The 24108-nt window shown below is 63.2% G+C and carries 25 protein-coding genes; 4 read left to right on the forward strand and 21 right to left on the reverse strand.

Translation table 11 applies throughout. From position 1 onward, the window contains the following. Window positions 1-5 precede the first annotated feature (5 nt). On the reverse strand, window positions 6-1601 hold the full coding sequence (gene nusA / locus FJ950_RS01820) for a transcription termination factor NusA (RefSeq protein WP_015314008.1): 1596 nt from the start codon (window positions 1599-1601) through the stop codon (window positions 6-8). Between the two features lie 49 nt (window positions 1602-1650). Further along, window positions 1651-2298: a ribosome maturation factor RimP gene (rimP, locus tag FJ950_RS01825; protein WP_140614778.1), complete on the reverse strand. Its 648-nt coding sequence runs from the start codon at window positions 2296-2298 to the stop codon at window positions 1651-1653. A 285-nt stretch (window positions 2299-2583) separates the two neighbouring features. Between rimP and FJ950_RS01830 the strand changes: the two genes are divergently transcribed. Continuing rightward, entirely contained in the window at window positions 2584-2748 is a 165-nt protein-coding gene (locus FJ950_RS01830) for a hypothetical protein (protein ID WP_140614779.1), read from the forward strand. Between the two features lie 52 nt (window positions 2749-2800). Here FJ950_RS01830 and FJ950_RS01835 read toward each other — a convergent pair whose 3' ends face one another. The 18 genes from FJ950_RS01835 to FJ950_RS01920 form a co-directional block, all read right to left on the reverse strand. Then, window positions 2801-3502, reverse strand: coding sequence for a tRNA (guanosine(46)-N(7))-methyltransferase TrmB (locus FJ950_RS01835; RefSeq protein WP_041163235.1), 702 nt, complete (start codon window positions 3500-3502; stop codon window positions 2801-2803). A gap of 27 nt (window positions 3503-3529) precedes the next feature. Beyond that, window positions 3530-4795, reverse strand: a complete 1266-nt coding sequence (gene metK / locus FJ950_RS01840) for a methionine adenosyltransferase (RefSeq protein WP_015314012.1) — start codon at window positions 4793-4795, stop codon at window positions 3530-3532. A 168-nt stretch (window positions 4796-4963) separates the two neighbouring features. Further along, window positions 4964-5383 (reverse strand): helix-turn-helix transcriptional regulator, encoded by a 420-nt coding sequence (locus FJ950_RS01845; RefSeq protein ID WP_015314013.1) that lies wholly within the window; start codon window positions 5381-5383, stop codon window positions 4964-4966. A gap of 138 nt (window positions 5384-5521) precedes the next feature. Next, entirely contained in the window at window positions 5522-7114 is a 1593-nt protein-coding gene (lnt, locus tag FJ950_RS01850; RefSeq protein WP_140614780.1) for an apolipoprotein N-acyltransferase, read from the reverse strand. 87 nt (window positions 7115-7201) lie between these two features. After that, window positions 7202-7672, reverse strand: a complete 471-nt coding sequence (locus FJ950_RS01855) for a VOC family protein (protein ID WP_140614781.1) — start codon at window positions 7670-7672, stop codon at window positions 7202-7204. 14 nt (window positions 7673-7686) lie between these two features. Then, entirely contained in the window at window positions 7687-8781 is a 1095-nt protein-coding gene (locus FJ950_RS01860) for a hemolysin family protein (protein ID WP_140614782.1), read from the reverse strand. Window positions 8782-8809: 28 nt separating this feature from the next. Continuing rightward, entirely contained in the window at window positions 8810-9316 is a 507-nt protein-coding gene (gene ybeY, locus FJ950_RS01865; RefSeq protein WP_140614783.1) for an rRNA maturation RNase YbeY, read from the reverse strand. A gap of 18 nt (window positions 9317-9334) precedes the next feature. After that, window positions 9335-10327, reverse strand: a complete 993-nt coding sequence (locus tag FJ950_RS01870) for a PhoH family protein (protein WP_031241013.1) — start codon at window positions 10325-10327, stop codon at window positions 9335-9337. A gap of 83 nt (window positions 10328-10410) precedes the next feature. After that, window positions 10411-11832, reverse strand: a complete 1422-nt coding sequence (miaB, locus tag FJ950_RS01875; RefSeq protein ID WP_140614784.1) for a tRNA (N6-isopentenyl adenosine(37)-C2)-methylthiotransferase MiaB — start codon at window positions 11830-11832, stop codon at window positions 10411-10413. Between the two features lie 62 nt (window positions 11833-11894). Continuing rightward, complete coding sequence (locus FJ950_RS01880; protein WP_140614785.1) at window positions 11895-12695, reverse strand: 1-acyl-sn-glycerol-3-phosphate acyltransferase; 801 nt, start codon at window positions 12693-12695, stop codon at window positions 11895-11897. Window positions 12696-12816: 121 nt separating this feature from the next. Beyond that, the gene (rimI, locus tag FJ950_RS01885) at window positions 12817-13311 is read right to left on the reverse strand and encodes a ribosomal protein S18-alanine N-acetyltransferase (protein ID WP_015314021.1); all 495 of its coding nucleotides are present in this window, start codon (window positions 13309-13311) and stop codon (window positions 12817-12819) included. Window positions 13312-13393: 82 nt separating this feature from the next. Next, a complete protein-coding gene (gene tsaB, locus FJ950_RS01890) occupies window positions 13394-14071 on the reverse strand; it encodes a tRNA (adenosine(37)-N6)-threonylcarbamoyltransferase complex dimerization subunit type 1 TsaB (RefSeq protein WP_140614786.1) in 678 nt (225 codons plus the stop codon). A gap of 106 nt (window positions 14072-14177) precedes the next feature. Beyond that, window positions 14178-15284, reverse strand: a complete 1107-nt coding sequence (locus FJ950_RS01895) for a DUF1513 domain-containing protein (protein WP_140614787.1) — start codon at window positions 15282-15284, stop codon at window positions 14178-14180. Between the two features lie 352 nt (window positions 15285-15636). Then, the gene (locus FJ950_RS01900; protein ID WP_140614788.1) at window positions 15637-16716 is read right to left on the reverse strand and encodes an imelysin family protein; all 1080 of its coding nucleotides are present in this window, start codon (window positions 16714-16716) and stop codon (window positions 15637-15639) included. Continuing rightward, on the reverse strand, window positions 16716-18317 hold the full coding sequence (locus tag FJ950_RS01905) for a di-heme oxidoredictase family protein (protein WP_140614789.1): 1602 nt from the start codon (window positions 18315-18317) through the stop codon (window positions 16716-16718). The genes FJ950_RS01900 and FJ950_RS01905 overlap by 1 nt, the downstream gene beginning before the upstream one ends. 12 nt (window positions 18318-18329) lie before the next feature. Further along, window positions 18330-18815: a bacterioferritin gene (gene bfr, locus FJ950_RS01910; RefSeq protein WP_015314026.1), complete on the reverse strand. Its 486-nt coding sequence runs from the start codon at window positions 18813-18815 to the stop codon at window positions 18330-18332. Then, the gene (locus tag FJ950_RS01915) at window positions 18781-19092 is read right to left on the reverse strand and encodes a (2Fe-2S)-binding protein (RefSeq protein WP_140614790.1); all 312 of its coding nucleotides are present in this window, start codon (window positions 19090-19092) and stop codon (window positions 18781-18783) included. The genes bfr and FJ950_RS01915 overlap by 35 nt, the downstream gene beginning before the upstream one ends. A gap of 48 nt (window positions 19093-19140) precedes the next feature. After that, the gene (locus tag FJ950_RS01920) at window positions 19141-20430 is read right to left on the reverse strand and encodes an imelysin family protein (protein ID WP_015314028.1); all 1290 of its coding nucleotides are present in this window, start codon (window positions 20428-20430) and stop codon (window positions 19141-19143) included. A gap of 432 nt (window positions 20431-20862) precedes the next feature. Between FJ950_RS01920 and FJ950_RS01925 the strand changes: the two genes are divergently transcribed. From FJ950_RS01925 to FJ950_RS01935, 3 genes are all read left to right on the forward strand, one after another. Continuing rightward, entirely contained in the window at window positions 20863-22116 is a 1254-nt protein-coding gene (locus FJ950_RS01925; RefSeq protein ID WP_015314029.1) for an FAD-dependent oxidoreductase, read from the forward strand. 79 nt (window positions 22117-22195) lie between these two features. Next, window positions 22196-22453, forward strand: coding sequence for a type II toxin-antitoxin system ParD family antitoxin (locus FJ950_RS01930; protein WP_015314030.1), 258 nt, complete (start codon window positions 22196-22198; stop codon window positions 22451-22453). Next, window positions 22453-22764: a type II toxin-antitoxin system RelE/ParE family toxin gene (locus tag FJ950_RS01935; protein ID WP_140614791.1), complete on the forward strand. Its 312-nt coding sequence runs from the start codon at window positions 22453-22455 to the stop codon at window positions 22762-22764. The genes FJ950_RS01930 and FJ950_RS01935 overlap by 1 nt, the downstream gene beginning before the upstream one ends. Before the next feature lie 23 nt (window positions 22765-22787). Here the strand turns inward: FJ950_RS01935 and FJ950_RS01940 are convergent, their stop codons facing one another. Beyond that, complete coding sequence (locus FJ950_RS01940) at window positions 22788-24065, reverse strand: 4-aminobutyrate--2-oxoglutarate transaminase (protein WP_140615417.1); 1278 nt, start codon at window positions 24063-24065, stop codon at window positions 22788-22790. Window positions 24066-24108: the final 43 nt, after the last annotated feature.

Consider the following 24108-nt stretch of genomic DNA (forward strand, 5'->3'; position numbering starts at 1 on the left):
TCACCTCACGCACCAACGGCTTCGTCGGCCGTTTCTTCTTCGGCCGCAAGCTCGTCTTCGGTGATCCAGCCGGCCTTGAGGCGAGCGGCCAGAACCATCTGCTCGGCATCGGCGCGCGAAACGCCGTGATTGGCCAGCACGCCGGGATAGACCTTGGTCTCGCCGTCCTTGCGTTCCTTCCAGCCGGTGAGGTCGTCGGCGGCATAGCCGGCGAAATCCTCGATCGTCTTCACGCCATCCTCGCCGAGCGTCACCATCATGGCGGTGGTGACGCCGGGGAGTTCGCGCAGATCATCCGAAACGCCCAGCGCCTTGCGCTTCTCGTCGTGCTCGGCCTCGATCTTCTCTAGATATTCGCGGGCGCGGGTCTGGATTTCCGAGGCTGTATCCTCATCGAAGCCGTCGATCGAGGCGATCTCGCCGGCATCGACATAGGCGACTTCCTCGACGCTGGTGAAGCCTTCCGAGGCCAGCACCTGGCCGACCATCTCGTCGACATCGAGGGCTTCCATGAACAGCGCCGAGCGCTCGACGAATTCCTTCTGGCGGCGCTCGGATTCCTCGGCCTCGGTCAGGATGTCGATGTCCCAGCCGGTGAGCTGCGAGGCAAGGCGCACGTTCTGGCCGCGGCGGCCGATGGCCAGCGACAGCTGATCGTCGGGAACCACCACTTCGATACGCTCCGCATCCTCGTCGAGCACGACCTTGGCGACTTCCGCCGGCTGCAGCGCATTGACGATGAAGGAGGCCGCCGAAGGCGACCACGGAATTATGTCGATCTTCTCGCCCTGCAATTCGCCGACGACGGCCTGGACGCGGCTGCCGCGCATACCGACGCAGGCGCCGACCGGATCGATCGAGCTGTCACGCGAAATGACGGCGATCTTGGCGCGCGAGCCCGGGTCGCGGGCGACCGACTTGATCTCGATGATGCCGTCATAGATCTCCGGCACTTCCATGGTGAAGAGTTTGGCCATGAACTGCGGATGGGTGCGCGACAGGAATATCTGCGGGCCGCGCTGCTCGCGCCGCACGTCGTAGACATAGGCACGCACGCGATCGCCATATTTGTAGTTTTCGCGCGGGATCAGCTCGTCGCGGCGGATGATCGCCTCGCCACGGCCGAGATCGACGATGACGTTGCCATACTCGACGCGCTTGACGGTGCCGTTGACGATCTCGCCGATACGGTCCTTGTATTCGTCGTATTGACGGTCGCGCTCGGCCTCGCGCACCTTCTGCACGATGACCTGCTTGGCAGACTGGGCGGCGATGCGGCCGAAGTCCATCGGCGGCAGCAGTTCGGCGATGAAATCGCCAAGCTGGGCGTCGGGATTGCGCTCACGCGCCGAGGAAATGGCGATCTGGGTGGCGTAATCGTCGACCTTCTCGACCACTTCCATCAGCCGCTGCAGCTTCATCTCGCCGGTGTTCGGGTTGATGTCGGCGCGAATGTTGGTCTCCTGGCCATAACGCGAACGCGCCGCCTTCTGGATCGCATCGGCCATGGCGGCGATGACGATCGACTTGTCGATCGACTTCTCACGCGCGACCGCGTCGGCAATCTGCAGCAGTTCAAGTCTGTTGGCGCTTACAACCATGTTCTTTCTCCCGAGCCTGTTCGCCGGACCTTTGCGCCCGGCAGCTCAATCAAATTTCCTGTTCGTGTTCTTCCGTGGCGTCCGGTTCCGTACCCTCGGACACATCGTCGTCCGGTTCACCGCGGCGTCTCTTGGCTTCCTTGCGCTCCCTGTTGTCCTTGGACAACGCTTCGCGAATGAGGTCGTCGGTCAGGATCAGCCTGACATCGGCAATGGCATCGTAAGGCACGCGCACCGTCGGCTCCTCGCCATAGGCCGCCTTGTCGCGCTCGATCAGCACGTCGTTCTCACCGGCCTCGGCGATCTTGCCCTTGAAGCGCTTGCGGTCGGCGACGACCACCGATGTTTCCATCTTCACCAAATGACCGGTCCAGGTCACGAAATCCGATTTGCGCACCAAGGGCCGGTCGATGCCGGGCGATGAAACCTCGAGATGATACGCCTTTTCGATCGGATCATCGACGTCGAGCGCCGGCGACACCGCGCGGCTGACCTCTTCGCAATCCTCGACGGTCATGGTGCCGTCCTCACGCTCGGCCATGATCTGCAGCGTCAGCCCGTTCTGGCCGGACAGATGCACGCGCACGAGGCGAAAGCCGATGCCGCGCAGCACCGGCTGGACGATCAGCGCAATGCGCGCATCGATGCCGCTTTCGCGGATGATGCGATCGTCACCTTCGTTTGCCGTTCCAGTCATCGTTGCCTATCGTTGGTCTCGAACCTATCGGCAGGTAATAAAAAAGAGCGGGACCGGGTGGACCCACTCTTCGTCATACCGACCAAGAATTTGAGGCTGATATAAACGAACACGGTTCGTGTTTCAAGTCCGCAGTCCCGGCCGGACGAAAGCATGTGGGTTCAGGGTTGTTCCAGGCGCATGGCCGCCATGCGGCAATCCGCCTGTGAGAGCCGGCGGCGCGCTCTTATTTATTAGCCATCAAACGAATTGAATTGGCGCGCTGGCGCGCGAAAGGACAAGACCATGAGCAACCGCAGGATATCCTCCGCCTTGGGCGATCTGTTCACCACATTCGGCAGCGCCGTTGCCGCGTCTCGCGCCGTGGAAGCCGGGCGCAAGCCCAGAGCCGACGACCTGCGCAATCTCGGCATGGATCCGGCCGTATTCAACAGGATCGGTCGTTTCTGACTCCAACAGGCATTCGACCCCGTCCTCCCGGCAGGTTGCCGGTTGGGCGGACCTAGGTCCTGACGAAAGTCAGATAGGCCGGCCGGCGCCCCTCGCGAATGGCCTTTGCCTCATAGCGCGTGCCGGGCCAGCCCTCATAGGAGCGATGCCAGTCCGCCGCTTCCGCAGCCTGCCATGCGAAAGCGCCATGCGCCCGGCAATGCAGCAAGGTCCAGTTCACATAAGTGTCGATGTCGGACGCAAAGCGGAATTTCGAGCCGGGTTTCAGGACGCGTGCGAAACGATCGAGATTGACCGGACTGACGAAACGCCGCTTCCAGTGTTTTTTCTTTGGCCAGGGATCGGGATAGAGAAGATCGATGCCGTCGAGCGAGGCCGGCGGCAACCAGTCAAGCAACTGGGTGGCGTCGTCGTCGTAGACCCTGAGATTGGCCAGCGGCGCTGCCCGCACCGCCATCATCATCTTGGCCATGCCGTTGACGAAGGGCTCGACGCCTATGAAGCCTGTCGCGGGCGCCTCGATGGCGCGATGCAGGAGATGTTCACCGCCGCCAAAGCCGATCTCGAGCCGAACCGCCGAAACCTCTGCTGCAAACAGGACGCGCAGGTCTGGCGGTGCCTCGGCCGTCAGATCGAGCCGGTATTTGCCAAGCCCGCTTTCCAGCGCCGCGGCCTGCTGCGGGCGCACGGGCTTGCCGCGCCGGCGACCGAAGAAGGCTTCGGTCATGCGGCTTGGCCTGTCCGCGTCACTCATCGACTGGCGCCAGTCCTGCCGCCGCCCTCAGGCCGCGACAGCATCCTTGAGCGCCTTGGCCAGATCGGTCCTTTCCCAGGAGAAAGACCCGTCACGGCCAGCCTTGCGGCCGAAATGGCCGTAAGACGACGTCTTGGCGTAGATCGGCTTGTTGAGGTCGAGATGACGGCGGATGCCTGACGGCGACAGGTCCATCACGCTGCGCAGCGCGTCCTCGAGCTTTGCCTCGTCGACCTTGCCGGTGCCGTGCAGGTCGACATAGACCGATAGCGGCTGGGCGACACCGATGGCGTAGGAAAGCTGGATGGTGCAGCGATCGGCGAGCTTCGCCGCCACGACATTCTTGGCCAGGTAGCGCGCCGCATAGGCAGCCGACCGGTCGACCTTGGTGGTATCCTTGCCGGAAAAGGCGCCGCCGCCATGGGGGGCTGCGCCACCATAGGTGTCGACGATGATCTTGCGGCCGGTCAGGCCGGCATCACCATCCGGACCGCCGATGACGAACTTGCCGGTCGGGTTGATGTACCACATGCAATCGTCAGCGATCTTGAGGTCGCCCAATGCCTCGCGGATATAAGGTTCCACCACCTTGCGGACCTTCTTGGAATCCCAGCTTGAATCCAGATGCTGGGTCGACAGGACGATCTGCGTCGCCTCGGCGGCCTTGCCGTCGACATAGCGGACGGTGACCTGGCTTTTCGCGTCCGGCCCGAGCTTGCCGGCCTCGCCGTTGTTTTCGTGGCGGGCCGCTGCCAGCAGTTCCAGAATCTTGTGGCTGTAATAGATCGGCGCCGGCATCAGGTCCGGCGTCTCGCGGCAGGCATAGCCGAACATGATGCCCTGGTCGCCGGCACCTTCCTCGCCCTGACGGTCGGCGGCATTGTCGACGCCCTGGCCGATATCAGGCGACTGGCCATGCAGCAGGACCTCGATCTTGGCCGTCTTCCAGTGAAAGCCGGCCTGCTCGTAGCCGATCTCACGGATCGCCTTGCGGGCGACGGATTTGAACTTCGCCGGGTTGACGACGGGGTGGCCCGCGGCATCCTTGAGGATGTTGCCGGCCTTGTCCTTCTTCAACAACGTCTCGGGAACGCGCACTTCACCGGCGATGACGACTCGGTTGGTGGTCGCGAGCGTCTCGCAGGCGACACGGACTTTCCATGGGTCCATGCCGGTCTTCTTGGCTTCACGATAGACCAGATCGACGATTTCGTCGGAGATGCGGTCACAGACTTTGTCGGGATGGCCCTCGGCCACGGATTCCGAGGTAAAGAAGTAGTTCTGCCGCGTCACGGGTGTCCCCTCTTGAAAAACGATCGGCAGGCTGCCGATTTTGGCGCGCCACGTGTTAGCGGGGCAAAGCGCTGCTCGTCAAGCGCTGCCGCGGCTCTGGCCCGAATGTCGGAGGCGATATCTTGTGCCACCGGCGGCGCATGCCGCCGGTGCAAAGCGCATTGCGGATCAGTCGGGATCGTCCTCGGCGAGCGATTTCACCAGGTCAATGATCCTGCGGCGCACCTTGACGTCGGCGATCTTGACAAAGGCCCGGTTGAGCTGAAGTCCTTCGGGACTGCCGCAGAACTCGACAGCGAAAGCCATCGAACTATCCTCGGCAAAGCCGCGGTTGGCGGTCAATTCCTGACCTGGCGCATCCTCGAAAAAGAAGGCGACGGGGACGCCGAGTATGGAGGCAATCGCCTGCAGGCGGCTGGCACCGACGCGATTGGTGCCCTTTTCATATTTCTGGATTTGTTGGAACGTGATGCCGAGATTCTCGCCCAGCTTTTCCTGGCTCATCCCGAGCATATTGCGGCGAAGCCGGACCCGGCTTCCCACGTGAATATCGATGGGATTGGGTTTCTTCTTGTTTTCTTCTGTCATTTTTTCCTCGCCGAATTTTTTCGGCTTTGTGATTTTTTCCTGCCCAAAGAAAGCCGGAGGCGACTGCCCCAACAGAACGATCCACCAGCTTCGAGAAATTTTCAGGCGGTACAGTATGAGTTTCTAATGTGCCAGCTGTCAATTCACCCGTAGCTTTTGCCTTACGTTCAACAGCCCCCCTACAAGCGCAAACAGCAACATGATCAGCGTTCCGTTAATGCGCCGCTGGCTGGACGAAATGACCGTCTGTGCGGAAACAGGCACCTTCACATCGATGGCTCCGCGCGCGTCGATCGCAAGGGCGTCGACGACGCGGCCACGGGCGTCGACCACGGCCGAGATGCCGTTGTTGGCAGCACGCAACAAGGGCAATCCATTCTCCACCGCGCGAATCTGGGCCTGCCTGAAATGCTGATACGGTCCCGGCGTGTCGCCGAACCATGCATCGTTGGTAACGTTCACAATAAGCTGCGCTGACGTAGCGTCAACTGCCACCAGATCGGGAAAGATCACCTCATAACAGATAAATGGCAGGGCACGAATGCCGCCCGGAAGCGTGATGGCATGACGCTCGTTGCCGGCCGTGAACGTCAGCGGCCCGGCGACGAGCTGTTCGATGCCGAAACGAGCGAGCAGGTCGGCGAAAGGCAGGTACTCGCCGAACGGCACCAGATGAACCTTGTCCACGGCGTCGGCGATCTCGCCCTTGTCGTTGATCGCCACCACGGAGTTGTAGTAGCGGCTGTCGGCGCTGGCCGCCGAGCCGCCCTCCTCACGCACGACGCCGGCGATCAGCATCTGGCCGTCGCCCAGCATGTCGCCCAGCGCCGTCAAGGCGTCAGGGCGCTCCGTGAAAAGGAACGGTACCGAGGTTTCCGGCCAGAGAATCAATTGCGGTTTTTCGTGACCTGGGTCCGGTGCCTTTGCGGAGAGGCCCAGCAAGGTGGCGAAGATGCGGTCGCGCACCGAGGCATCCCATTTTTCCGACAGATCCACGGCCGGCTGGACGATGCGGACATCGAGACTGCGCGTCGCCGGCTTTTCGGGGGCGTTGAGCCTGACATAGCCAAAGCCGACATGGGCGGCGGCGAGCACGACAAACAGCGCGGCGCCCAGCCGAAGATGCCGACGCGCCGCCAGCAGCGCCGGCAGCGCGAAAAGGAAAACCGCGAGCGCGTTCATGCCGATCATGCCGGTCACCGAGACGCTCTGCATCAAAAGCGGCACCGGCATCGCCGCGTAGCCGATGGCGTTCCAGGGGAAACCGGTGAACAGGAAGCCGCGCAGCCACTCCGCCAGCGCAAAACCGAAGGCAAGGGCAGCGATACGGCCGATATCGCTGCTCCACAGGAGCCGCGCGACCACCGTTGCGAAGCCATAGAAAAATGCGAGCGAGAAGGGAATGCCGACCACCGCGAACGGCAGCGCCCAGGCAAAGTCGTCGGCCTCGACCAGCAGCGCCGAGCCGATCCACCAAAGGCCGGCGAGGAAATAACCGAAGCCGAACCACCAGCCGACGGCGAAAGCCGGCCGCAGGCGCCGCAACAGGCTGCCCGAGGCTTCGCCGGTCGCGCCATCGAGCAGCCAGACCAGCAGCGGAAACGAAATGAAACAGGCGGCAAAGAAATCGTAAGGCGCCTGGCCCAGAACCGTCAGCGCCCCAGCGAAAAACGCCACAAGCGAACGCCGCCAACCCCAAAGTAGAATTATCCGGCCGGCAAGGCGCTCCATGCGTATTTCCGTCGCGCGAATCAGGAGCTAAGATTTATCAGGCCGCGCCGCGCGCTCCAAACGCCGGCGTGATTACCCGGCCGCTCTCTACCGGTGCCAGCCTTCGATGCGCAGGCCCCCCAACCGCTCGGCCTCTTCACGAGAAACAGAACCCATCGGTTGTGTGAACGTCCAGACATGGCCCTCGGGATCGCGCGCCCGATACTGGCGTTCGCCGTAGAACTGGTCCGCCGGCTCCTGGATTATTGCAGCACCGGCCGCGCGGGCCTGCTCGCAATGCGGATCCAGGCCGTCTTTCAACCTGACATAGACCGATTGCGTGTTCTTGCCCTGGACCGACGCGGGGCTCGCGACATGATCGGCCCATTCAGAATCGACAATGAGGTAGCAATCGCCGAACCGCATTTCGGCGTGGACCAGCTTTCCCTCGGCATTGCTGACCACCATGCTGCGCTCGAAGCCAAAGGCTGCTTCAAGCCAATCCAGGGCAGAGCGTGGATCTTTGTAAAACACACCGGAGCCGAGGACCGAGTGCTTGAACGGATCCTCGATCGTCATGCGACAGCAGGCTTTCAGGCCTGTTCGGTGCGCGCCGTGGCCCGCCGGCGGCGTTCGCCCTTCTGGCTCTGCACGATGCGAACGCGCTTGACGCGGCGCGGATCGGCGTCCAGCACATGGAATTCGAAGCCGGGAATGGCCTGCACCACCTCGCCGCGCGCCGGCACGCGGCCGAGCGTGTTGAAGATCATGCCGCCAATGGTGTCGACATACTCGCCATGTTCACCGGCGGCGAAATCCTCGCCGATCATCTTGGCGACCTCGTCGATCTCGGCCTTGCCGTCGACGATAAACACGCCGTCGCCGGTCTGGGTGATCATCGGCTCGTCGTCGTCGTGCTCGTCCTCGATGTCGCCAACCACCATCTCGACGATGTCCTCGAGCGAGACGAGGCCGTCCGTGCCGCCATATTCATCGATGACTAGGGCCATCTGCGTGCGCGTCGTCTGCATGCGGCCCATCAGGTCGGACGCAAGCATCGACGGCGGCACGAACAGGACCTGCCGGATCAGGTTGAGCTCTCCGATGGTGCGCGCGAGGTCGACCTGGGCAAGATCGAGAACCGTGGCGACAGGCGTTTTGCGGGTTGCCCGGCCCTTCCTGACGCGCGCCAGCTTGGTGATATGGGCCAGCACGTCGCGGATATGGACCATGCCGCGCGGGTCGTCGAGCGTCTCGGAATAGACCGGCATGCGGGAATGGCCGGATTGTTCGAACATGCCAAGCAAGTCACCGAGCGACGTGGCGATCTCGACCGCCTCGATATCGGCGCGCGGCACCATAACGTCCTCGACGCGCACCTCGCGCAGGCGCAGGATGTTGTTGAGCATGGCGCGCTCGCCAGGCGAGAAGGATTCGACATCGCTCGTCGTCTCGGCGAGCGCGCCGGCGATCTCTTCGCGCAGGCTGGTGCCGTTGCGTTGCCGGAACAGGCCCAGCACGCGGTTGAACAGGGAGGGGCCGGCAGGCGACGGCTCGATGGCCGCGCTGCCAGTGTGGGCAACACCAGGGGTGACGGTACTCGGACCTGATCCCTCTTCCGACGTATCGGAAGCCTTGATCGCACTGCCGACATCGGGGCGGGCGGCAGTCTCTGGTTTGTCGTTCATCGTCGTCCGGTCAATTGGTCGTTTTTAGTTACGCGTAGGGATCGGGAATGGCAAGCCTTGCCAGCGCGGCGCGCTCGATGGCTTCCATCTCCTCGGCCTCCGCGTCGGTCTCGTGATCATGGCCCATGAGATGCAGCAGGCCATGGATGACGAGATGGCAGATATGGTTCTCCAGCGGCTTGTCTTCCAGTGCCGCCTCGCGCGCCACCGTCTCGGCGGCAAGCACGATGTCGCCGAGCATCGGCGGCAGCGGGCCGCCTTTTGCCGGCGGAAAAGCCGGGAAAGACAAGACGTTGGTGGGCTTGTCCTTGCCGCGCCAGCCGGCATTCAACGTACGGATATGGGCGTCGTCGGAAAAAACAATGCTGAGTTCGGAATGACCCGCCGCACCGGTCTCGGCAAAGGCGGCGTCAACCGCGCGATCGACCAGCCGCGTCAGGCTTGCTTCATCGGGCCAGTCGCCCGCTTCAACCGATATATCGATCTCGACGGGAACCGGAAGGCTCCCGCCGCCGGATGTGTTGTTCTCAGCCATGAGGCCGCATCGTCAAGATCAATTCTCGGCACCGAGGCCACGAGCCAGCTTGGCGTCCCGATCATAGGCCCTGACGATTTCCGCCACCAGCGGATGGCGGACGACGTCGACATCGTTGAAGCGCACGGTCACCGCGCCTGCCACACCGTCGAGGACACGCAAGGCTTCGACCAGGCCCGACTTGGTGCTCGGAGGAAGGTCGATCTGTGTCGGATCGCCAGTGACGATCATGCGCGAGTTCTCGCCGAGACGGGTGAGAAACATCTTCATCTGCATCGGCGTGGTGTTCTGCGCCTCGTCGAGAATGACGGCGGCGTGCGCCAGCGTGCGGCCGCGCATGAAGGCGAGCGGCGCGATTTCGATTACTTCGGCTGCAATGGCGCGCTCGACCTTGTCGGCCGGCATCATGTCGTAGAGCGCGTCATAGAGCGGCCGCAGATAGGGATCGACCTTCTCCTTCATGTCGCCCGGCAGGAAGCCCAGCCGTTCGCCCGCCTCGACAGCCGGTCGCGATAAAATGATGCGCTCGACCATGCCGCGTTCCAGCAGCATCGCCGCATGCGCCACTGCCAGATAGGTCTTGCCGGTGCCGGCTGGACCGATGCCGAACACCAGTTCCGACCGCTCCAGCGCCCGCATGTAAGCGTCCTGGTTCAGGGAGCGGGCATAGATGGTCTTCTTGCGGGTGGCGATCTGGGCGGCGGAGACCTTGCCCTTGCGCTCCAATGTCGGCAGCGTGAGCTGGTCGTCGGCGGCGATAGCCATGCGCACGGCCCCGTCGACATCGGACTGGCTGATATCGACGCCCTTCTGCAGGATGCCGTAGAGATTGTCCAAGGCGCGGCGCGCCTGTTCGGCGGCCGAAGCGGATCCCTTGATGGTCAGCTGGTTGCCGCGCGAGCGTATGTCGACGCCGAGCTTCTGCTCAAGCCGGGCCAGGTTTTCGTCGAACTGGCCGTAAAGGGCGCTGGCAAGCTTGTTGTTGTCGAAAGTCAAAACGATGTGCGCCATGTCAGAAGCCCCGGATGCCGGTACCGGGGGCAGATTCTTCAGCTCCGCTGCGCTCAACCGTCTCTCCTCATCTGCCGAGACCATCAGGCCAATTCGGCGAACAGGCTGTTGTAGCCCGTCTTCGTGATTCGCACCTTGATAATGTCACCGATTTCGCCGGCGTTTTCATCAACAATAACTGGCTGCAGCCAAGGCGAGCGGCCGACCTTCTGGCCAGCCTGACGACCGGGCTTCTCGATCAGCGTATCTATGGTGCTGCCGATCAAACTCAAGCCGAAATCCTGCTGTTGCTTCAACAGCAGTGCCTGCAGGCGCTGCAAGCGGTCGTCCTTGACCGCTTCCGGCACGTGGTCGGACATCTCGGCGCCGGGCGTACCGGGACGCGGCGAATATTTGAACGAGAAGGCCGAGGCATAGTTCACCTGGCGCACCAGATCCATGGTCGCCTCGAAATCGGCCTCCGTCTCACCGGGGAAACCAACGATGAAATCGCCCGACAGCGCGATATCGGGGCGCGCGGTGCGGATGCGGTCGAGCAGCGCCAGATAGTCCTTGGCCGTGTGCCTGCGGTTCATCGCCTTCAAAATGCGATCCGACCCGGATTGCACCGGCAGGTGCAGATAGGGCATCAGGGCGGCCAAGTCGCGGTGCGCGGCGATCAATTCGTCGTCCATGTCGCGCGGATGGCTGGTGGTGTAGCGCAGCCGCGCCAGGCCGGGGATTTCGGCCAGCCGGAACAGCAGACGGCCAAGACCCCATTCCGCGGTCTTGCCCCCTTTGGTCTCGCCCTGGCCATGCCACGCGTTGACGTTCTGGCCGAGCAGCGTCACCTCGCGCACCCCGGCCTCGGCCAAGCGCTCGGCCTCGGCGACGATCTGCGCCACCGGCCGCGACACTTCCGAGCCTCTCGTATAGGGCACGACGCAGAAGGTGCAGAACTTGTCGCAGCCTTCCTGGACGGTGAGGAAGGCGGTGACGCCGCGCTTGATCACCTCGGCACGCTTGGGCTGCGGCAGATGCTCGAACTTGTCCTCGATGGCGTACTCGGTTTCGACGATCTTTTCGCCGCCGCGAACACGCGCCAGCACGTCGGGCAGACGGTGATAGGTCTGCGGACCGATGACCAGGTCGACGGCCGGCGAACGCCGGATGATCTCGGCGCCCTCGGCTTGCGCCACGCAGCCGGCAACACCGATCAGCATCTCGCGGCCAGCGCTGGCCCGCTCGGCCTTCATGTCGCGGATGCGGCCAAGTTCGGAATAGACCTTTTCGGCGGCTTTTTCCCTGATATGGCAGGTGTTGAGCAGCACCAGATCGGCCTCGCCGATGACATCGGTCGCCGTATAGCCGTCAGCGACCAGCGCATCGGTCATGCGCTGTGAATCATAAACGTTCATCTGGCAGCCATAGGTCTTGACGAAGACCTTCTTGGCTGCCGTGGCGTTCGCCGCCGGCTGTCCGGCCACAGTGCCGATGTCGTCGCTTTCAATCGTGTTCAAGTCCATCCGGCGGCTTCTAACGCCTTTCCGTGACAAAAAACAGACGATTCTGCCTTGGGGCGTTGGGTTCAGCGGCTCGGGAGCGGATCGGCAAGGGCCGCCTGCATCATCTCGCGCACCCGGCCTTCCATCAGCTTGGCCGCTTCCTTGCGGTTGGAACCCTTGGCAAAGGCGATCGGCTCGCCGAAATGCACCTCGACGTCGAGCGCGCCCTCGGCCATCAGCACCTTGAGATGCGGCATCAGGTCCTCATCGCCGATCCAGGCTGCGATCGGACGGTGGCGCCGGCCGAGCGGCACGCCGTGCAGGCGCGTATAGGCGATCGCAACGGGCTGGATGAAGACCTGCTCGGCCGCGCCTTCGGAAATGGCCATCGAGGCGGCGCCGAACAGGGTGCTTTTGAAGGGCAGGACGACATTGCCGTCACCGGTCGAGCCCTCGGCGAACAGCACCATGGCATCGCCCTTGGCCATGCGTCTGGCGATCTCGCTGGCCTGATCGCCAGACGAACGCTTGCGTTCGCGCTCGATGAAAACAGTGCGCTGCAGTTTCGACAGCATGCCGATCAGCGGCCAGCCTTCCATGTCGGCTCGGGCGATGAATTTCACATCGGCAAAGGAGCCCAGCACCATGATGTCGGTCCAGGAGATGTGGTTCGAGGCAACCAGCAAGGGGCGTTTGTCGGACAGTGCCCCCCTGACATGGATACGCATGCCGAGCGCCCGGATGATCAGCCGGTGCCAGATCTTGAGGATGAAGGTTTCCGGCCACCAACCGGTCTTCATCGACAGGATCTGCAGCGGCACGAAAACCAGCGACCCAGCGACGACGAGGCCCAGCGCCAGGAAAATCCTGATTTTCTTGATCATCGCCCTACCATTACAGCGCCGCGCGTCCTCTTGGACGCGCAAAGGACGCTGTAACACCTTAATTCTGGCGCATGATCCTCTCCGAAATCGGATTCGATTTTCGGGATCATGCGGTCCCTGGCTAGCGAAGATCGCGGCGCATGACAAGCGCCCCAGTCGGCCCGCGATCGGGCGACTTGTAGTAATCCGGACGCTTGCCGACTTCCCGAAAACCCAACCGACGATAGAGGGCGATCGCCGCGGCATTGGTCTCATCGACCTCGAGGAACAAGGCTTCGGCGCGCTGCGAATGCAATTCGCGCAGCACTGCGTCCATCAACTGCCAGCCCAGGCCCTGGCGACGATGCGACCGTGCCACCGCGACGGTCAGGATTTCACCCTCGCCCGCGGCCAGCCGGGCGAGGACGAAGCCGACAGGCGGCTTGGCGCCCTGCCCGGTTTCGCGCGCGGCATAACCGAACACGGTGTCCTGTTCGAGCAAGGCGGCGAACTCACCATCGGTCCAGGGGCGGACAAAATCCTCGCGGTGCAGCAGCGAGACCGCGGCGCTGTCGGTGATCCTGAGCGGCTCGAGCGCGTAGTCGCGGCGACGTGGTTGAAGAAAAGGTATGCGCATCAATTCTCGTTTTCTCGTCTGACCATGGTCTCTGGGCGAACGGGACCGTTTGTCCGCGAAAGCCGGCTTCCACTTTTCGGGATCATGGTCTTTGCCTCGATAGTATAAACCCGGCCTGCGGCTTGGCATCGGCACCGCGCAGATAAAGCGGCTTCGGCCTTTCGCCCTGCCCCTTTGCGGCAGCCAGCCGGGCGTAGGTGAGAATGTCGGCGGTGGCCGCCCGAGGCCCGATGTCAAAGGTGCGGCCGGCCGCGTCAGCGATCAGCGTCGCTGCCGTGCCGGCGAGCACCGCGAAACGTTCCGTCGCCATCGTCACCGCCTCCGCAAGCGTGGCCACGGCCGGACCGTAAGTCAACACTGACATTTCATCGTACAGTGCGGCATGGATTTCCTCGCGGCCGGCATCAAGCGCCACCAGCACGGCGCGGCCAGGAAAGGCACCGGCCGCCTCGGCGGCCAGTGCCTCAAGGGTCGTCACCCCGATTGCCGGCAGCTTGAGCGCCAGCGCCAGGCCACGCGCCGTCGACACGCCGACGCGCAGGCCGGTGAAGGAACCCGGACCGACAGAGACGGCAATGGCGCCAAGCCCGGCGTAGTCGGTCGCGCCGGTCTTCAACGCGTCAGCGATGACGGCCATCAGGTGCTCGGCATGACCCTTGCCCAGATCAAGCACCGAGCGGCCAAGCTCCAGCCCAACCGCCGCGTCGTAGACGCAGGCGGCGCAGAGGCGGGCGGCACAGTCGATGGCGAGAACTTTCATGAAACGACCGGTTCGAGAAACAATTCCCTGTGCCCGCCATGGCGCGCAACCGCAAGTGTGAAGTGCATAATTTGTTAAGCGGCTTCGGTTTGGCCTGCAGAAAAGCTTATGCCGCCGGCCCTATGCGCAGCATGTGGTTGTCCCAGACATAGTCCGGCTCCGTCCGCGTGGCACCACCGCTCTCGATGATCTCGCCGGCGCCCGTGGTGGCCATGAACCCTGCCCCGTCGGGCGCCACGCCGCAGACCTCGACCAGCGCGCTGGAGGAGACGATCCGGCCGCTGCCCGCATCGATCACGACAAGCGAATTGCCTTCCGGCGAGGAGACGGCGACGGTGCCGGCACCAGGATTGGCGGCGACCGAGCCGATATAGTTGCGGAAACCGGACAGCACATCCCGCGGCATGTCGAGCAATGCCAACTCCTTGCCCCGCGCGGCGCGACCGACCAGAAGCGGACGATCGGTGCCGGAGCCCCTGTATTGGCAGCCGAACCAGACGGTGCCGGTCTGGTCGATATCCATGTGGCGGATGGACAATTGGTGGAGAGCGGCCGGCAGTTCATGCTTTTCGATCAGGTCGCCGGTGACGCGGTCGACCAGCACATAGGAAGGCTTCATGGTGGCAATGTTGAGCTCGGCGCGTCCATAGTCTGGATGGGTCTCGATGCCGCCATTGGCGACCGCGATCGTCTTGCCGTCGCCCAGCAGAACAAGTTCGTGCGGGCCCATGCCGTAGGTCGGGAATTCGCCGATGCGATTGAATTTCGCCCGCGCGTCATAGACGCCGACCACGCCAGCGGCGTTGTCGAAGTCGTTCTCGGTGGCGTAGAGCAGAGCGCCGTCGGGCGAGAAGACACCATGACCGAAGAAGTGCCGGCCCGCGATGCTGGCGATGGTCCGCGGGGCGTCGCGCCCGGCGTGATCGAAAACCACGGCGAAGGTGCCGGGCTGGCGGGCGAAAACCACCGAACGCTTCGATATCGGATCGAAGGTGACGTCATGACCGCGATCGGGCAGGTCGATCGCATGCAGCACCTTGCCGGCCTCGGACAGAACGGCGGCACCAAAACTGCCGTCGCGCTTGACGAAGGCGGTGGCGAACACGGCATCCGCCGCGAGCGTATTTGCCCAGGCCGAGGGCGTCACGGCGGCGGCAAAGCCAATGCCGGCGGCCCTCAAGAAATCGCGGCGGTCGATGAGAGGCGTTTTCAAGACATGGCCCTCCCCTGCACTGGCCGGCTCCAAGACATGGTAATTTTTAGGGATCGGAGCTGACGCTTGGCACCTGCCGATTCTTCGAATGACTCATCGCAGACGTTGGAAGTTGGCCGAAGCCTCCGGAACTTCGTCATCCTTGGGCGGAGCAGGAGCGTAGCTCCGTCGCGGAGACCCAAGGATCCATGCCGTGACTTTCGCCGAGGAATGCAGCAGAGTAGAATTCTGAACCGTTGCAAGGCCTTGCGGTCACGGCATGGATCCTGGGATCTACGCCGCGTCGCTTCGCTCCTTGCTTCGCCCCAGGATGACGAAGCTATGGGCGTTTCGGCCAATCTCAAGGTCACGCTCAGTCTCCATCCAGCGACGAGAAGCCGGCGGTCAGGCCGAATTCGGCGGTCAGCCTGGTGCCGATCAGGGTCGACAGGCTGGAGGTGATCAGGGCGAGATGCTCGAGTTTTTCGCGCAGCGCCGGATCGGCGAGCGCCTTGTCGATCGGACCCTGGACGGCCTTGGCGGTCGCAACGCCGTTGAGCAGCTGGATGTGGATCGACTCTGCCATCCAGCGCGCATCCGGCGGCAGCGCGTTGCCGAGCTTCGACACCTGGAACAGCGCATCGATGCCGGCCAGATTTCCGGCCAGCGCGTTGGCGGTGTTCTGCGAACGCCAGTAGATCGCCTGTTTTGGCTTGTCGGCCTCGGGCTTGGCGCCCAGAAAACCCTTCAGGCGCACATCGCGGACCATTTCCAGTTCGTTGATCAAGACGCCGACCAGTTCGGTCACCGCCTCGTTACCATCGCGATAGAGCGTGTTTTGCGGCCCCGGATTGGCCCACAGTGCCGCGAATCCATCTGGTTTGTCCCAGGCCGCGCTGACGTCCGCGGCGATGGTTTCGATGTTGCCGGCGACAGCCGCCCCGTAAGCGCAGCGATAGGATTCAGCCTTGCCCGTCAAGGCGTCGGCGCCGTCGCCGTAGAGCACGAATTCCAGCGCCCCGAGCCCCTGCATGGCAACGCTCTTGCCGGCAAGCTGGACAGGATCGGTGGCGGCGGGATCCTTGTCCGACAACGCCGCCTGCACCTGTTTCAGGCCGATGCTCTTGCGATCCGGCCAGAACAGCATGCGCTCCAGCCTGTTGTTCTCCTTGATCGGCCCGAAACCGATGATCTCGGCCGATGACCAGGCGTAGACGGTAGCCGAGAACGCGGCTCGCGCCGCTTCAAGGTCCGCTTGCGAGGGCGCCTCGCAAAGCTTGTGCATGGCTTTGGTCAGGGCTTCCGCATGCTGGTGCAGGTCCTCATATGCCGGGCGGACAAAGCCGTCGATCGCGCGCTGGATGACATCAGAGGCTTTCACCGCGGCCGATGCGGGCAAGGCGCCCAGCAGAACCAGCGGAAGAACGAGAACCAGCGCGAAACGCTTCGCCATCAAAGTGACCCCAGGAATTTGACCAATGCATCGCGCTCGGTGGCGCTGGTGGCGGCAAAGCGGTCGCGCGCCTTCTGCGCCTCGCCGCCATGCCACAGGATGGCCTCGACCAAAGTGCGCGCACGACCATCGTGCAGATAGAAGGAATTGCCGTTGACCATTTCGGTGAGGCCGATGCCCCATAGCGGCGGCGTGCGCCACTCATTGCCGGTCGCATCGCCCACAGCCTGGCCGTCGGCAAGATCCGGCCCCATGTCGTGCAGCAGGAAATCGGAATAAGGCCAGATCAACTGGAACGCCTGCGGCTTGTCAGGTGCATCGCGACGGGTAACGAATTTCGGCGTGTGACAGGCAACGCAGCCGATTTCATAAAAGACCTTCTTGCCGGCGAGCACCTCAGGCGAGGCGAGGTCGCGTCGCGCCGGCACCGCCAGGTTGCGCGAATAGAAGGTGACGAGATCCATCACCGGCGCCGGCGCCTCGACCGGGCCGAGGCGCGCCTGCACGCCGTTGGGCATGGCGAGGCACTTTTCCTGCGCGGCGGTGCAATCGCCCCAGTGTTTCGGCGCCTCCGGCGTCGAGATGCCGATATCGCCGGCAAAGGCATCCGCCGCTTGCTGGCGGATCGAGGCCGTCTGCGCCTTCCAGCCGAAACGGCCAAGCGTCAGCTCGCCGCTCAGGCCGTCACGCACGATGTTGGGCTTGCCGGAAGTACCATCGCCATCCCTGTCGTCAGGGTCGGCATGGGCCAGAATGTCGGCCGGCGCGATCTGTTCGATGAGGCCGAGGCCGATCATCGGCGGCGTCAGGCGCGGCGACAGCGTGGTGCGCGGATCGAGCGGCCCGTAGCCGAGATCATCGATCGTATAGGCGGGTTTGCGCAGTAAAACCGCGGTGCCGTCCGGCAGTTCCACCTTCCGTTCCCGATAGTCGACACGCATCCTGCCCTCACCCCTGAGACCAGGCACGGCCAGTTGCTGCAATTGCGTGCCATAGACCGGGTCTGGAAGGTTGAGCAGCCGGTGGTCGGCGAGCGCCGCCTTCTCTTCCGCGTTGCTGGCATCGCGCGCCAACCGCAGGAACATCGAGGTGGTGCCAACATCGGCTTGCGGCGGCCGTCCACGGCCATCCTTCAGATGGCAGTTCTGGCAAGCGCGTTCGTTGAACAAGGGTCCGAGCCCATCCGATGCCTGCGTCGAGGACGGCGACGAGACCCAGTTCTTGCGGAAAAGCGCATTGCCGAGCTTGAAGGTGCCTTCTTCCTCGAAGCTGATGTTGGCCGAAGATTGCGAGAAGGAATCACGGCTGATGTCTTTTCGCGAGGTGCCGGCGCCACCTTGCATCAGTTCGAAAGGCTCGGGCTTGGAAAAATCCGTGGTCGGCCTGGTAATGGCGATGACGCGCGCCTGATCCTTGGCATTGAGGTCGGTGCGCGTGGTGGCGAGACCGGCGGGTAGAAGGTCGCCGGCGATGGCAGAAGTGGTCAGCGCCAGCATCAGAATAATGCCGTGCCGACCAGCCGATATGGCTGGCATTTTCCGGAGGCGCGGCGGGCCCTTGGCCCGCCGCAAGCGGCGCAGGACGTCTAAGAGGCGCCGCATTCCCGCATATCCTTAGTCTGCCTCGTCCGCCGGTGCGGCGTTGAGCTGGCCGTACTTTTCCTCACCGATCGAGGCCAGCAGGTCGAGCTGCGTCTCGAGGAAGTCGATATGGCTTTCCTCGTCGGCGAGCAGTTCCTCGAACAGTTTCATCGTCACGTAGTCGCCCGCTTCCTCGCAGATTTCGCGCGAGCGCTTATACGCAGTGCGCGCGTCATATTCACCGGCCAGGTCGGATTCGAGCACTTCCTTGACGTTCTGGCCGATGCGCAGCGGCGCCACGGACTGCAGGTTGGGATGGCCTTCAAGGAAGATGATGCGGGCGACGAGCTTGTCGGCGTGGTGCATCTCCTCGATCGATTCCGCCCGCTCCTTCTTGGCCAGCTTGGCGTATCCCCAATCCTCGAGCAGGCGGAAATGCACCCAATACTGGTTGACGGCGCCGAGCTCCAGAAAGAGAGCCTCGTTAAGCCGCTCGATGATCTGTGGTTCGCCTTTCATGGGTCCTGCTCCCGTATTGGACGCGCAGGCCTCTGACGCGATCCAGATGTGAAACGATGTCCACGCCGCTTGCCTGCGAGCGGGCGTGGTAGTTCTCGGTGACCCGAATGATCGTTTCGACCACATTTGGGAAGCAGCCGCAACAGCGACCCCGTTTGTGCATGGCGTGATAGACCTTTGCCGGCACGATGAGCTGCCAGGGATCCTGATCCAGCAGGCCGATGATCGTCTGCTCGATCTCCTTCTCGGTGATGATGTTGCAATGGCAGATCAGCATTTCGTCGCTCTGGCTGACGGCGCTCCGATGCGCCGTTTGGCTGGGGGCTTACTTGAACACCTTGTCGGGCGCGTCGAGACTGTCGGAGCCTTCGAAGGCGATGTTGTTCAGCTTCAAGGCGCCGACGGCGCGTTCGATCGACTTGGTCTGGTCGATCAATGCGTCGATTGCCGCCTGCACGGTGGCATTGCCCGCCGTATTGCCCTCGGCGATCTGCTGGTCGTAGGCCTCGCCGGCCAATGCCCGTGCCTTGATGGCTTCCATCTTGGCGACCGAAACATCGAGCTTGTCGGACAGTTCCTTGTCGATTGCCGGATCCGCTGCCTTGACCATGTCGTGCACCGAGGGACCCGAAACGACGGTACCATCCAGCCTTGTGTAGCTGGCGTGATAGGCGGCGCGAATGCCGACTGCATCATAGAGATGAGAATTGTAGGTGTTGTCGGAGAAGCAGTCATGCTCCTCTTCGGGATCGTGGAGCAGCAGGCCGAGCTTCATGCGCTCGCCGGCCAGTTCGCCGTAGGAGAGCGAGCCCATGCCGGTGAAGATGATCGAGATCGCGGTGTTCGGCTCGCCATCGACGAGGTTCTTGCGCGCGGCGCCGTCTTCCTTCCAGTCGTTGACCATCTTCTGCAGGTCGGAGACCAGAAGGTCAGTTGCCGATTTCAGGTACTGTGCGCGGCGGTCGCAATTGCCGCCGGTGCAGTTCTTGAGGTCGTAGTCCGTATAGGGACGCTCGCCGGCGCCTGGACCGGTGCCATGCAGATCCTGGCCCCAGAGCAGGAACTCGATGGCGTGATAGCCGGTAGCGACGTTGGCCTCGATACCGCCGGCTTGCTGCAAGGTGCCGGAGAGGAATTCCGGCGAAAGCGTCGCGGCGTCGATCTTCTTGCCGTTGATCTCGATCTCCTTGTTGGCGATCACATTGGCGGTGTAGAGCGAATTCGCGTCCGATTCCGTGCCGTAGCTCTTGGCGACATAGTCGATCAGGCCTTCGTCCAGCGGCCAGGAATTCACCTCGCCCTCCCAGTCGTCGACGACCTTGTTGCCGAAGCGATAGACCTCGGTCTGCTGGTAGGGGACGCGGGCCGCCTTCCAGGCGTCGCGGGCGGCATTGAGCGTCTCCGCCGACGGGTTGGCCAGCAGCGCGTCGACCGCCTTGTCCAGCGTCCGCGCCGTGGTTAGCGAATCCTCGTACTTGGCAAGCGCGATGTCGGAATAGGTCTTGATCACCGCCTTCGCATCGGTTTGCGCCTTTGCAGGCAGCACGAACACCGCCGCCGTCAGCAGCGCCGTGGCGCCGATCGCCACAAGCCTGCTGCCATATCGTGCCGTCATTATCGCTCTCCAGTTTCTCGGGAATTCCGCAAACGGCGCGCGCGGCAACCGGCACCAGGCCGTGTGCATGCCACCGGCCGCAAGATATGCCGCGCTGCCGCGCGGCTCAGGGAAGAAAGACACCAAAATGCCTCCAATCGAACGGGTTCAAGGCCCAGACATCAAAGGGATGCGCCAATGCGCAAGCTTCCTTAAAACTTCGAGTTCGATGGAGTCAACGGAAATTGCTGAAAAACCTAATCGAAACAACAGTTTAGAATTATTCTAAACTACAACTGTCAACTTTACGCGTTCCCCTGCACCGGCTTTGCGGCCGAACTGTACGATTGACAGTCGCCATCCCGGGTGCGACCCGCAGACATTCTCTTGCGGCGGTGCCAGGCAATTGCCACTTGGCGAGGCGTCCTAGGATCGAATCGGGATCGGAATGCGATGAAGAACGGCGTGGTCATTGTCGGTGCGGGTCATGCGGGCGTGCAGGCGGCCGCCAGTCTGCGCGAGGATGGCTATGATGGGCCGGTGATCCTGGTGGGCGACGAGAACGAACTGCCCTATCACAAGCCGCCGCTGTCGAAGACTTTCATCAAGGATGCCACGGCCAAGCCGCAGCCCTTGCGCGGCGAAGCCTTCTACACCGGCAGCGCCATCGACTACCGGCCGGGCATCCGGATCGAGCGCATCGATACCGGCCGCGGCAGTCTCGACATCGCTGGCGGTGGCGCACTTGCCTTCGACCATCTGATCCTGGCGACCGGATCGCGCCCGCGTGCCTTGCCATTACCCGGCGCGGAGCTGTTCGGCGTGGTGTCGCTGCGCTCGCTGGCGGATGCCCGGCTGATCCGGGACTTGAGCGCGCACAGCGAAGATGTCGTTATTCTCGGCGGCGGCTTCATCGGACTGGAAATCGCCGCGACGCTTCGGGCGGCGGGCCGCACCGTCACCGTTGTCGAGGCGGTCGACCGGCTGCTTGGCCGCGCCGTGGCGCCGGTGGTGGCCAGCCATGTCCGGCAAAGGCTGGAAGCGACAGGCGTGCGCATCCTCACCGGCACCTCGATTGCAAGGCTCGAAGGCGAAGACGGCCATGTCACCGCCGCGATCACCACCTCAGGCGAAAGGCTGCCGGCGCGCATGGTCGTGGTGGGCATCGGTGCCGTGCCGAATGTCGAACTGGCGCAGGAAGCCGGCCTCACCATCGCCAACGGCATCCGCGTCGATCACCAGATGCGCAGCTCGGTACCGGATATCCTCGCCATCGGCGACGCCGCCTCGTACCGGCACTGGTTCACCGGCGGCGACGTGCGGCTGGAATCGGTGCAAAACGCCACTGACCAGGCGCGGCTCGCCGCGCGCACCATATCAGGCCACGCCGACGCCTATTCGGCGGTGCCATGGTTCTGGTCCGACATCGGCGACATGAAATTGCAGATGGTCGGGCTGACATCAGGCGGCGACAGCCATGTCGTGCTCGGTGACCTGCCCGACAACAAGTTCTCGATCTACCACTACGCGGGAGACCGGCTGCTCGGCATCGAATCCGTCAACCGCCCCGGCGACCACATGCTTGGCCGCAAGATGCTCGGTGCCGGCTTCTCGCCGACACCGCAGACGGTGGCCACGGGTCCCGAAGGGCTGAAGGCGGCATTGGCACAATTTCACCAGGACGAGCCTGCCCGGGTTACGGGCTAAAGCAGGCCGGGATCTTGCCAAAAAAATCAATGAGCTTATCATAAATTGATAATCTCGGATAAAAGGGAAGGCCGTCCCCATGCCTGCGAGCTACAGCATCGGACCTCGCTACGAAACGTTCGTGCGCGAACTGGTTGAAAGCGGCCGCTATGCCAGCGCCAGCGAAGTTGTGCGTGATAGCCTGCGCCTCTTGGAGGAACGCGAGGAGCAGCGACAAACGAAACTTGCGGCACGGCGTGAGGACATCCGCAAGGGTGTAGAAAGCGGACCGGGCATTCAGGCCAACAGCGTTTTTGACCGGCTGGAGAAAAAATACAGCGGTGGAACCCACAAGTAATGGCCCTCAGTTTTGCGCCTGCCGCGGTGCAGGACATCGAGGAGATCGGCGATTACATCCATGCTGAAAATCCGCCCGCCGCTCACCGTTTTATAGCGGCGCTTCGCGGACGATGTGGCCGCATAGAGAATGCGCCACGCGGAGGCGCACCTCGTTCCGAGCTTTGGCCTGGTCTGCGGTCCGTCGCGTTCCAAAAATGTATAATTTTCTACACCGCCCAGGGCAGCGACGTGCGCGTCGAGCGCATTTTGCATGGCGCGCGCGATATTGAGGGCATCTTCGAGGAAGAAAAGATGCCCAAAGACATGTGAATCGGAACGCTCGTCCTTGTCGTTCAGGCGGCGCAGACTTCGCGGATCGAGCTTTCCAGAATGTCGAGCGCTTCGTTCATGACCTCGTCCTGGATGGTGATCGGCGCCAGGAAGCGGATGACGTTGCCGTAGACGCCGCAGGTCAACAGGATCAGGCCCTTGTCGAGCGCCTTCAGGCGGATCGCGTTGGCGATCTCGGCCGACGGCAGGCCCTTCTTGACGTCGTTGAACTCAACCGCGTTCATGAAGCCCAGACCCCTGATGTCGACGATCTCGGGCACGTCGTCACGGATCGACTGCAGACGCTGCTTCAGCCGCGCACCCAGCGTGTTGGCGCGGTCGCAGAGCTTTTCGTCCTCGATGACATCCAGGACGGCGTGTGCCGCGGCGACGCCGATCGGGCTGCCGCCATAGGTGCCGCCGAGCCCGCCGGGGCTGGGCGCATCCATGATCTCGGCGCGGCCGGTGACCGCCGCAAGCGGGAAGCCGCCGGCCAGGCTCTTGGCCATCGTGGTGATGTCGGCCGCCACCTCGTGATGGTCCATGGCGAACATCCTGCCGGTGCGGGCAAAGCCGGTCTGCACTTCGTCCGCGATGAGCAGCATGCCGTGCTGGTCGCACAGCTTGCGCAGCGCCGTCAGGAGTTCACGCGGCGCGTCGTAGAAGCCGCCCTCGCCCTGAACCGGCTCGATGATGATCGCGGCGACGCGGGCCGGATCGACATCCGCCTTGAACAACTTGTCGAGTGCCGCCAGCGAATCGGCGACCGAGACGCCATGCAGTTGCACGGGGAACGGCACGTGGTAGACGTCGCCCAGCATGGCGCCGAAGCCAACCTTGTAGGGCACGACCTTGCCGGTCAGCGCCATGCCCATGAAGGTGCGGCCGTGGAAGCCGCCGCCGAAGGCGATGACGGCCTGGCGGCCGGTGGCGTTGCGAGCGATCTTGATGGCATTCTCCACCGCCTCGGCGCCGGTGGTGACGAAGATCGTCTTCTTCTCGAACTTGCCGGGCAGCATGGCGTTCAGCCGTTCGGCCAGCCGCACATAGCTCTCGTAAGGCACGACCTGGTGGCAGGTGTGGGTGAAGCGGTCGAGTTGCGCCTTGACCGCCTCGATCACCCTGGGATGGCGATGGCCGGTGTTGACGACGGCGATGCCCGAGGAGAAGTCGATATAGCGGCGGCCCTCGACATCCCAGATCTCCGAATTCTCGGCCCGATCGGCATAGATTTGCGTGGTCATGCCGACGCCGCGCGAGATCGACTGGTTCTTGCGTTCGGAAATGGCGGAGTTCTTCATCATATCCCTCACCGGGCCGGCGCCCGTTCTGTTTGATGCCGTT

It is taken from the genome of Mesorhizobium sp. B2-3-14 (genome assembly GCF_006442175.1).
Taxonomy (GTDB): Bacteria; Pseudomonadota; Alphaproteobacteria; order Rhizobiales; family Rhizobiaceae; genus Mesorhizobium; species Mesorhizobium australicum.

Coding starts and splice junctions, on each gene's coding strand:
- nusA (WP_015314008.1), bottom strand. CDS start 1,601: ATGGTTGTAAGCGCCAACAGACTTGAACTGCTGCAGATTGCCGACGCG.
- rimP (WP_140614778.1), bottom strand. CDS start 2,298: ATGACTGGAACGGCAAACGAAGGTGACGATCGCATCATCCGCGAAAGC.
- FJ950_RS01830 (WP_140614779.1), top strand. CDS start 2,584: ATGAGCAACCGCAGGATATCCTCCGCCTTGGGCGATCTGTTCACCACA.
- FJ950_RS01835 (WP_041163235.1), bottom strand. CDS start 3,502: ATGAGTGACGCGGACAGGCCAAGCCGCATGACCGAAGCCTTCTTCGGT.
- FJ950_RS01845 (WP_015314013.1), bottom strand. CDS start 5,383: ATGACAGAAGAAAACAAGAAGAAACCCAATCCCATCGATATTCACGTG.
- lnt (WP_140614780.1), bottom strand. CDS start 7,114: ATGGAGCGCCTTGCCGGCCGGATAATTCTACTTTGGGGTTGGCGGCGT.
- FJ950_RS01855 (WP_140614781.1), bottom strand. CDS start 7,672: ATGACGATCGAGGATCCGTTCAAGCACTCGGTCCTCGGCTCCGGTGTG.
- FJ950_RS01860 (WP_140614782.1), bottom strand. CDS start 8,781: ATGAACGACAAACCAGAGACTGCCGCCCGCCCCGATGTCGGCAGTGCG.
- ybeY (WP_140614783.1), bottom strand. CDS start 9,316: ATGGCTGAGAACAACACATCCGGCGGCGGGAGCCTTCCGGTTCCCGTC.
- FJ950_RS01870 (WP_031241013.1), bottom strand. CDS start 10,327: ATGGCGCACATCGTTTTGACTTTCGACAACAACAAGCTTGCCAGCGCC.
- miaB (WP_140614784.1), bottom strand. CDS start 11,832: ATGGACTTGAACACGATTGAAAGCGACGACATCGGCACTGTGGCCGGA.
- FJ950_RS01880 (WP_140614785.1), bottom strand. CDS start 12,695: ATGATCAAGAAAATCAGGATTTTCCTGGCGCTGGGCCTCGTCGTCGCT.
- rimI (WP_015314021.1), bottom strand. CDS start 13,311: ATGCGCATACCTTTTCTTCAACCACGTCGCCGCGACTACGCGCTCGAG.
- tsaB (WP_140614786.1), bottom strand. CDS start 14,071: ATGAAAGTTCTCGCCATCGACTGTGCCGCCCGCCTCTGCGCCGCCTGC.
- FJ950_RS01900 (WP_140614788.1), bottom strand. CDS start 16,716: ATGGCGAAGCGTTTCGCGCTGGTTCTCGTTCTTCCGCTGGTTCTGCTG.
- FJ950_RS01905 (WP_140614789.1), bottom strand. CDS start 18,317: ATGCGGCGCCTCTTAGACGTCCTGCGCCGCTTGCGGCGGGCCAAGGGC.
- bfr (WP_015314026.1), bottom strand. CDS start 18,815: ATGAAAGGCGAACCACAGATCATCGAGCGGCTTAACGAGGCTCTCTTT.
- FJ950_RS01915 (WP_140614790.1), bottom strand. CDS start 19,092: ATGCTGATCTGCCATTGCAACATCATCACCGAGAAGGAGATCGAGCAG.
- FJ950_RS01920 (WP_015314028.1), bottom strand. CDS start 20,430: ATGACGGCACGATATGGCAGCAGGCTTGTGGCGATCGGCGCCACGGCG.
- FJ950_RS01925 (WP_015314029.1), top strand. CDS start 20,863: ATGAAGAACGGCGTGGTCATTGTCGGTGCGGGTCATGCGGGCGTGCAG.
- FJ950_RS01930 (WP_015314030.1), top strand. CDS start 22,196: ATGCCTGCGAGCTACAGCATCGGACCTCGCTACGAAACGTTCGTGCGC.
- FJ950_RS01935 (WP_140614791.1), top strand. CDS start 22,453: ATGGCCCTCAGTTTTGCGCCTGCCGCGGTGCAGGACATCGAGGAGATC.
- FJ950_RS01940 (WP_140615417.1), bottom strand. CDS start 24,065: ATGAAGAACTCCGCCATTTCCGAACGCAAGAACCAGTCGATCTCGCGC.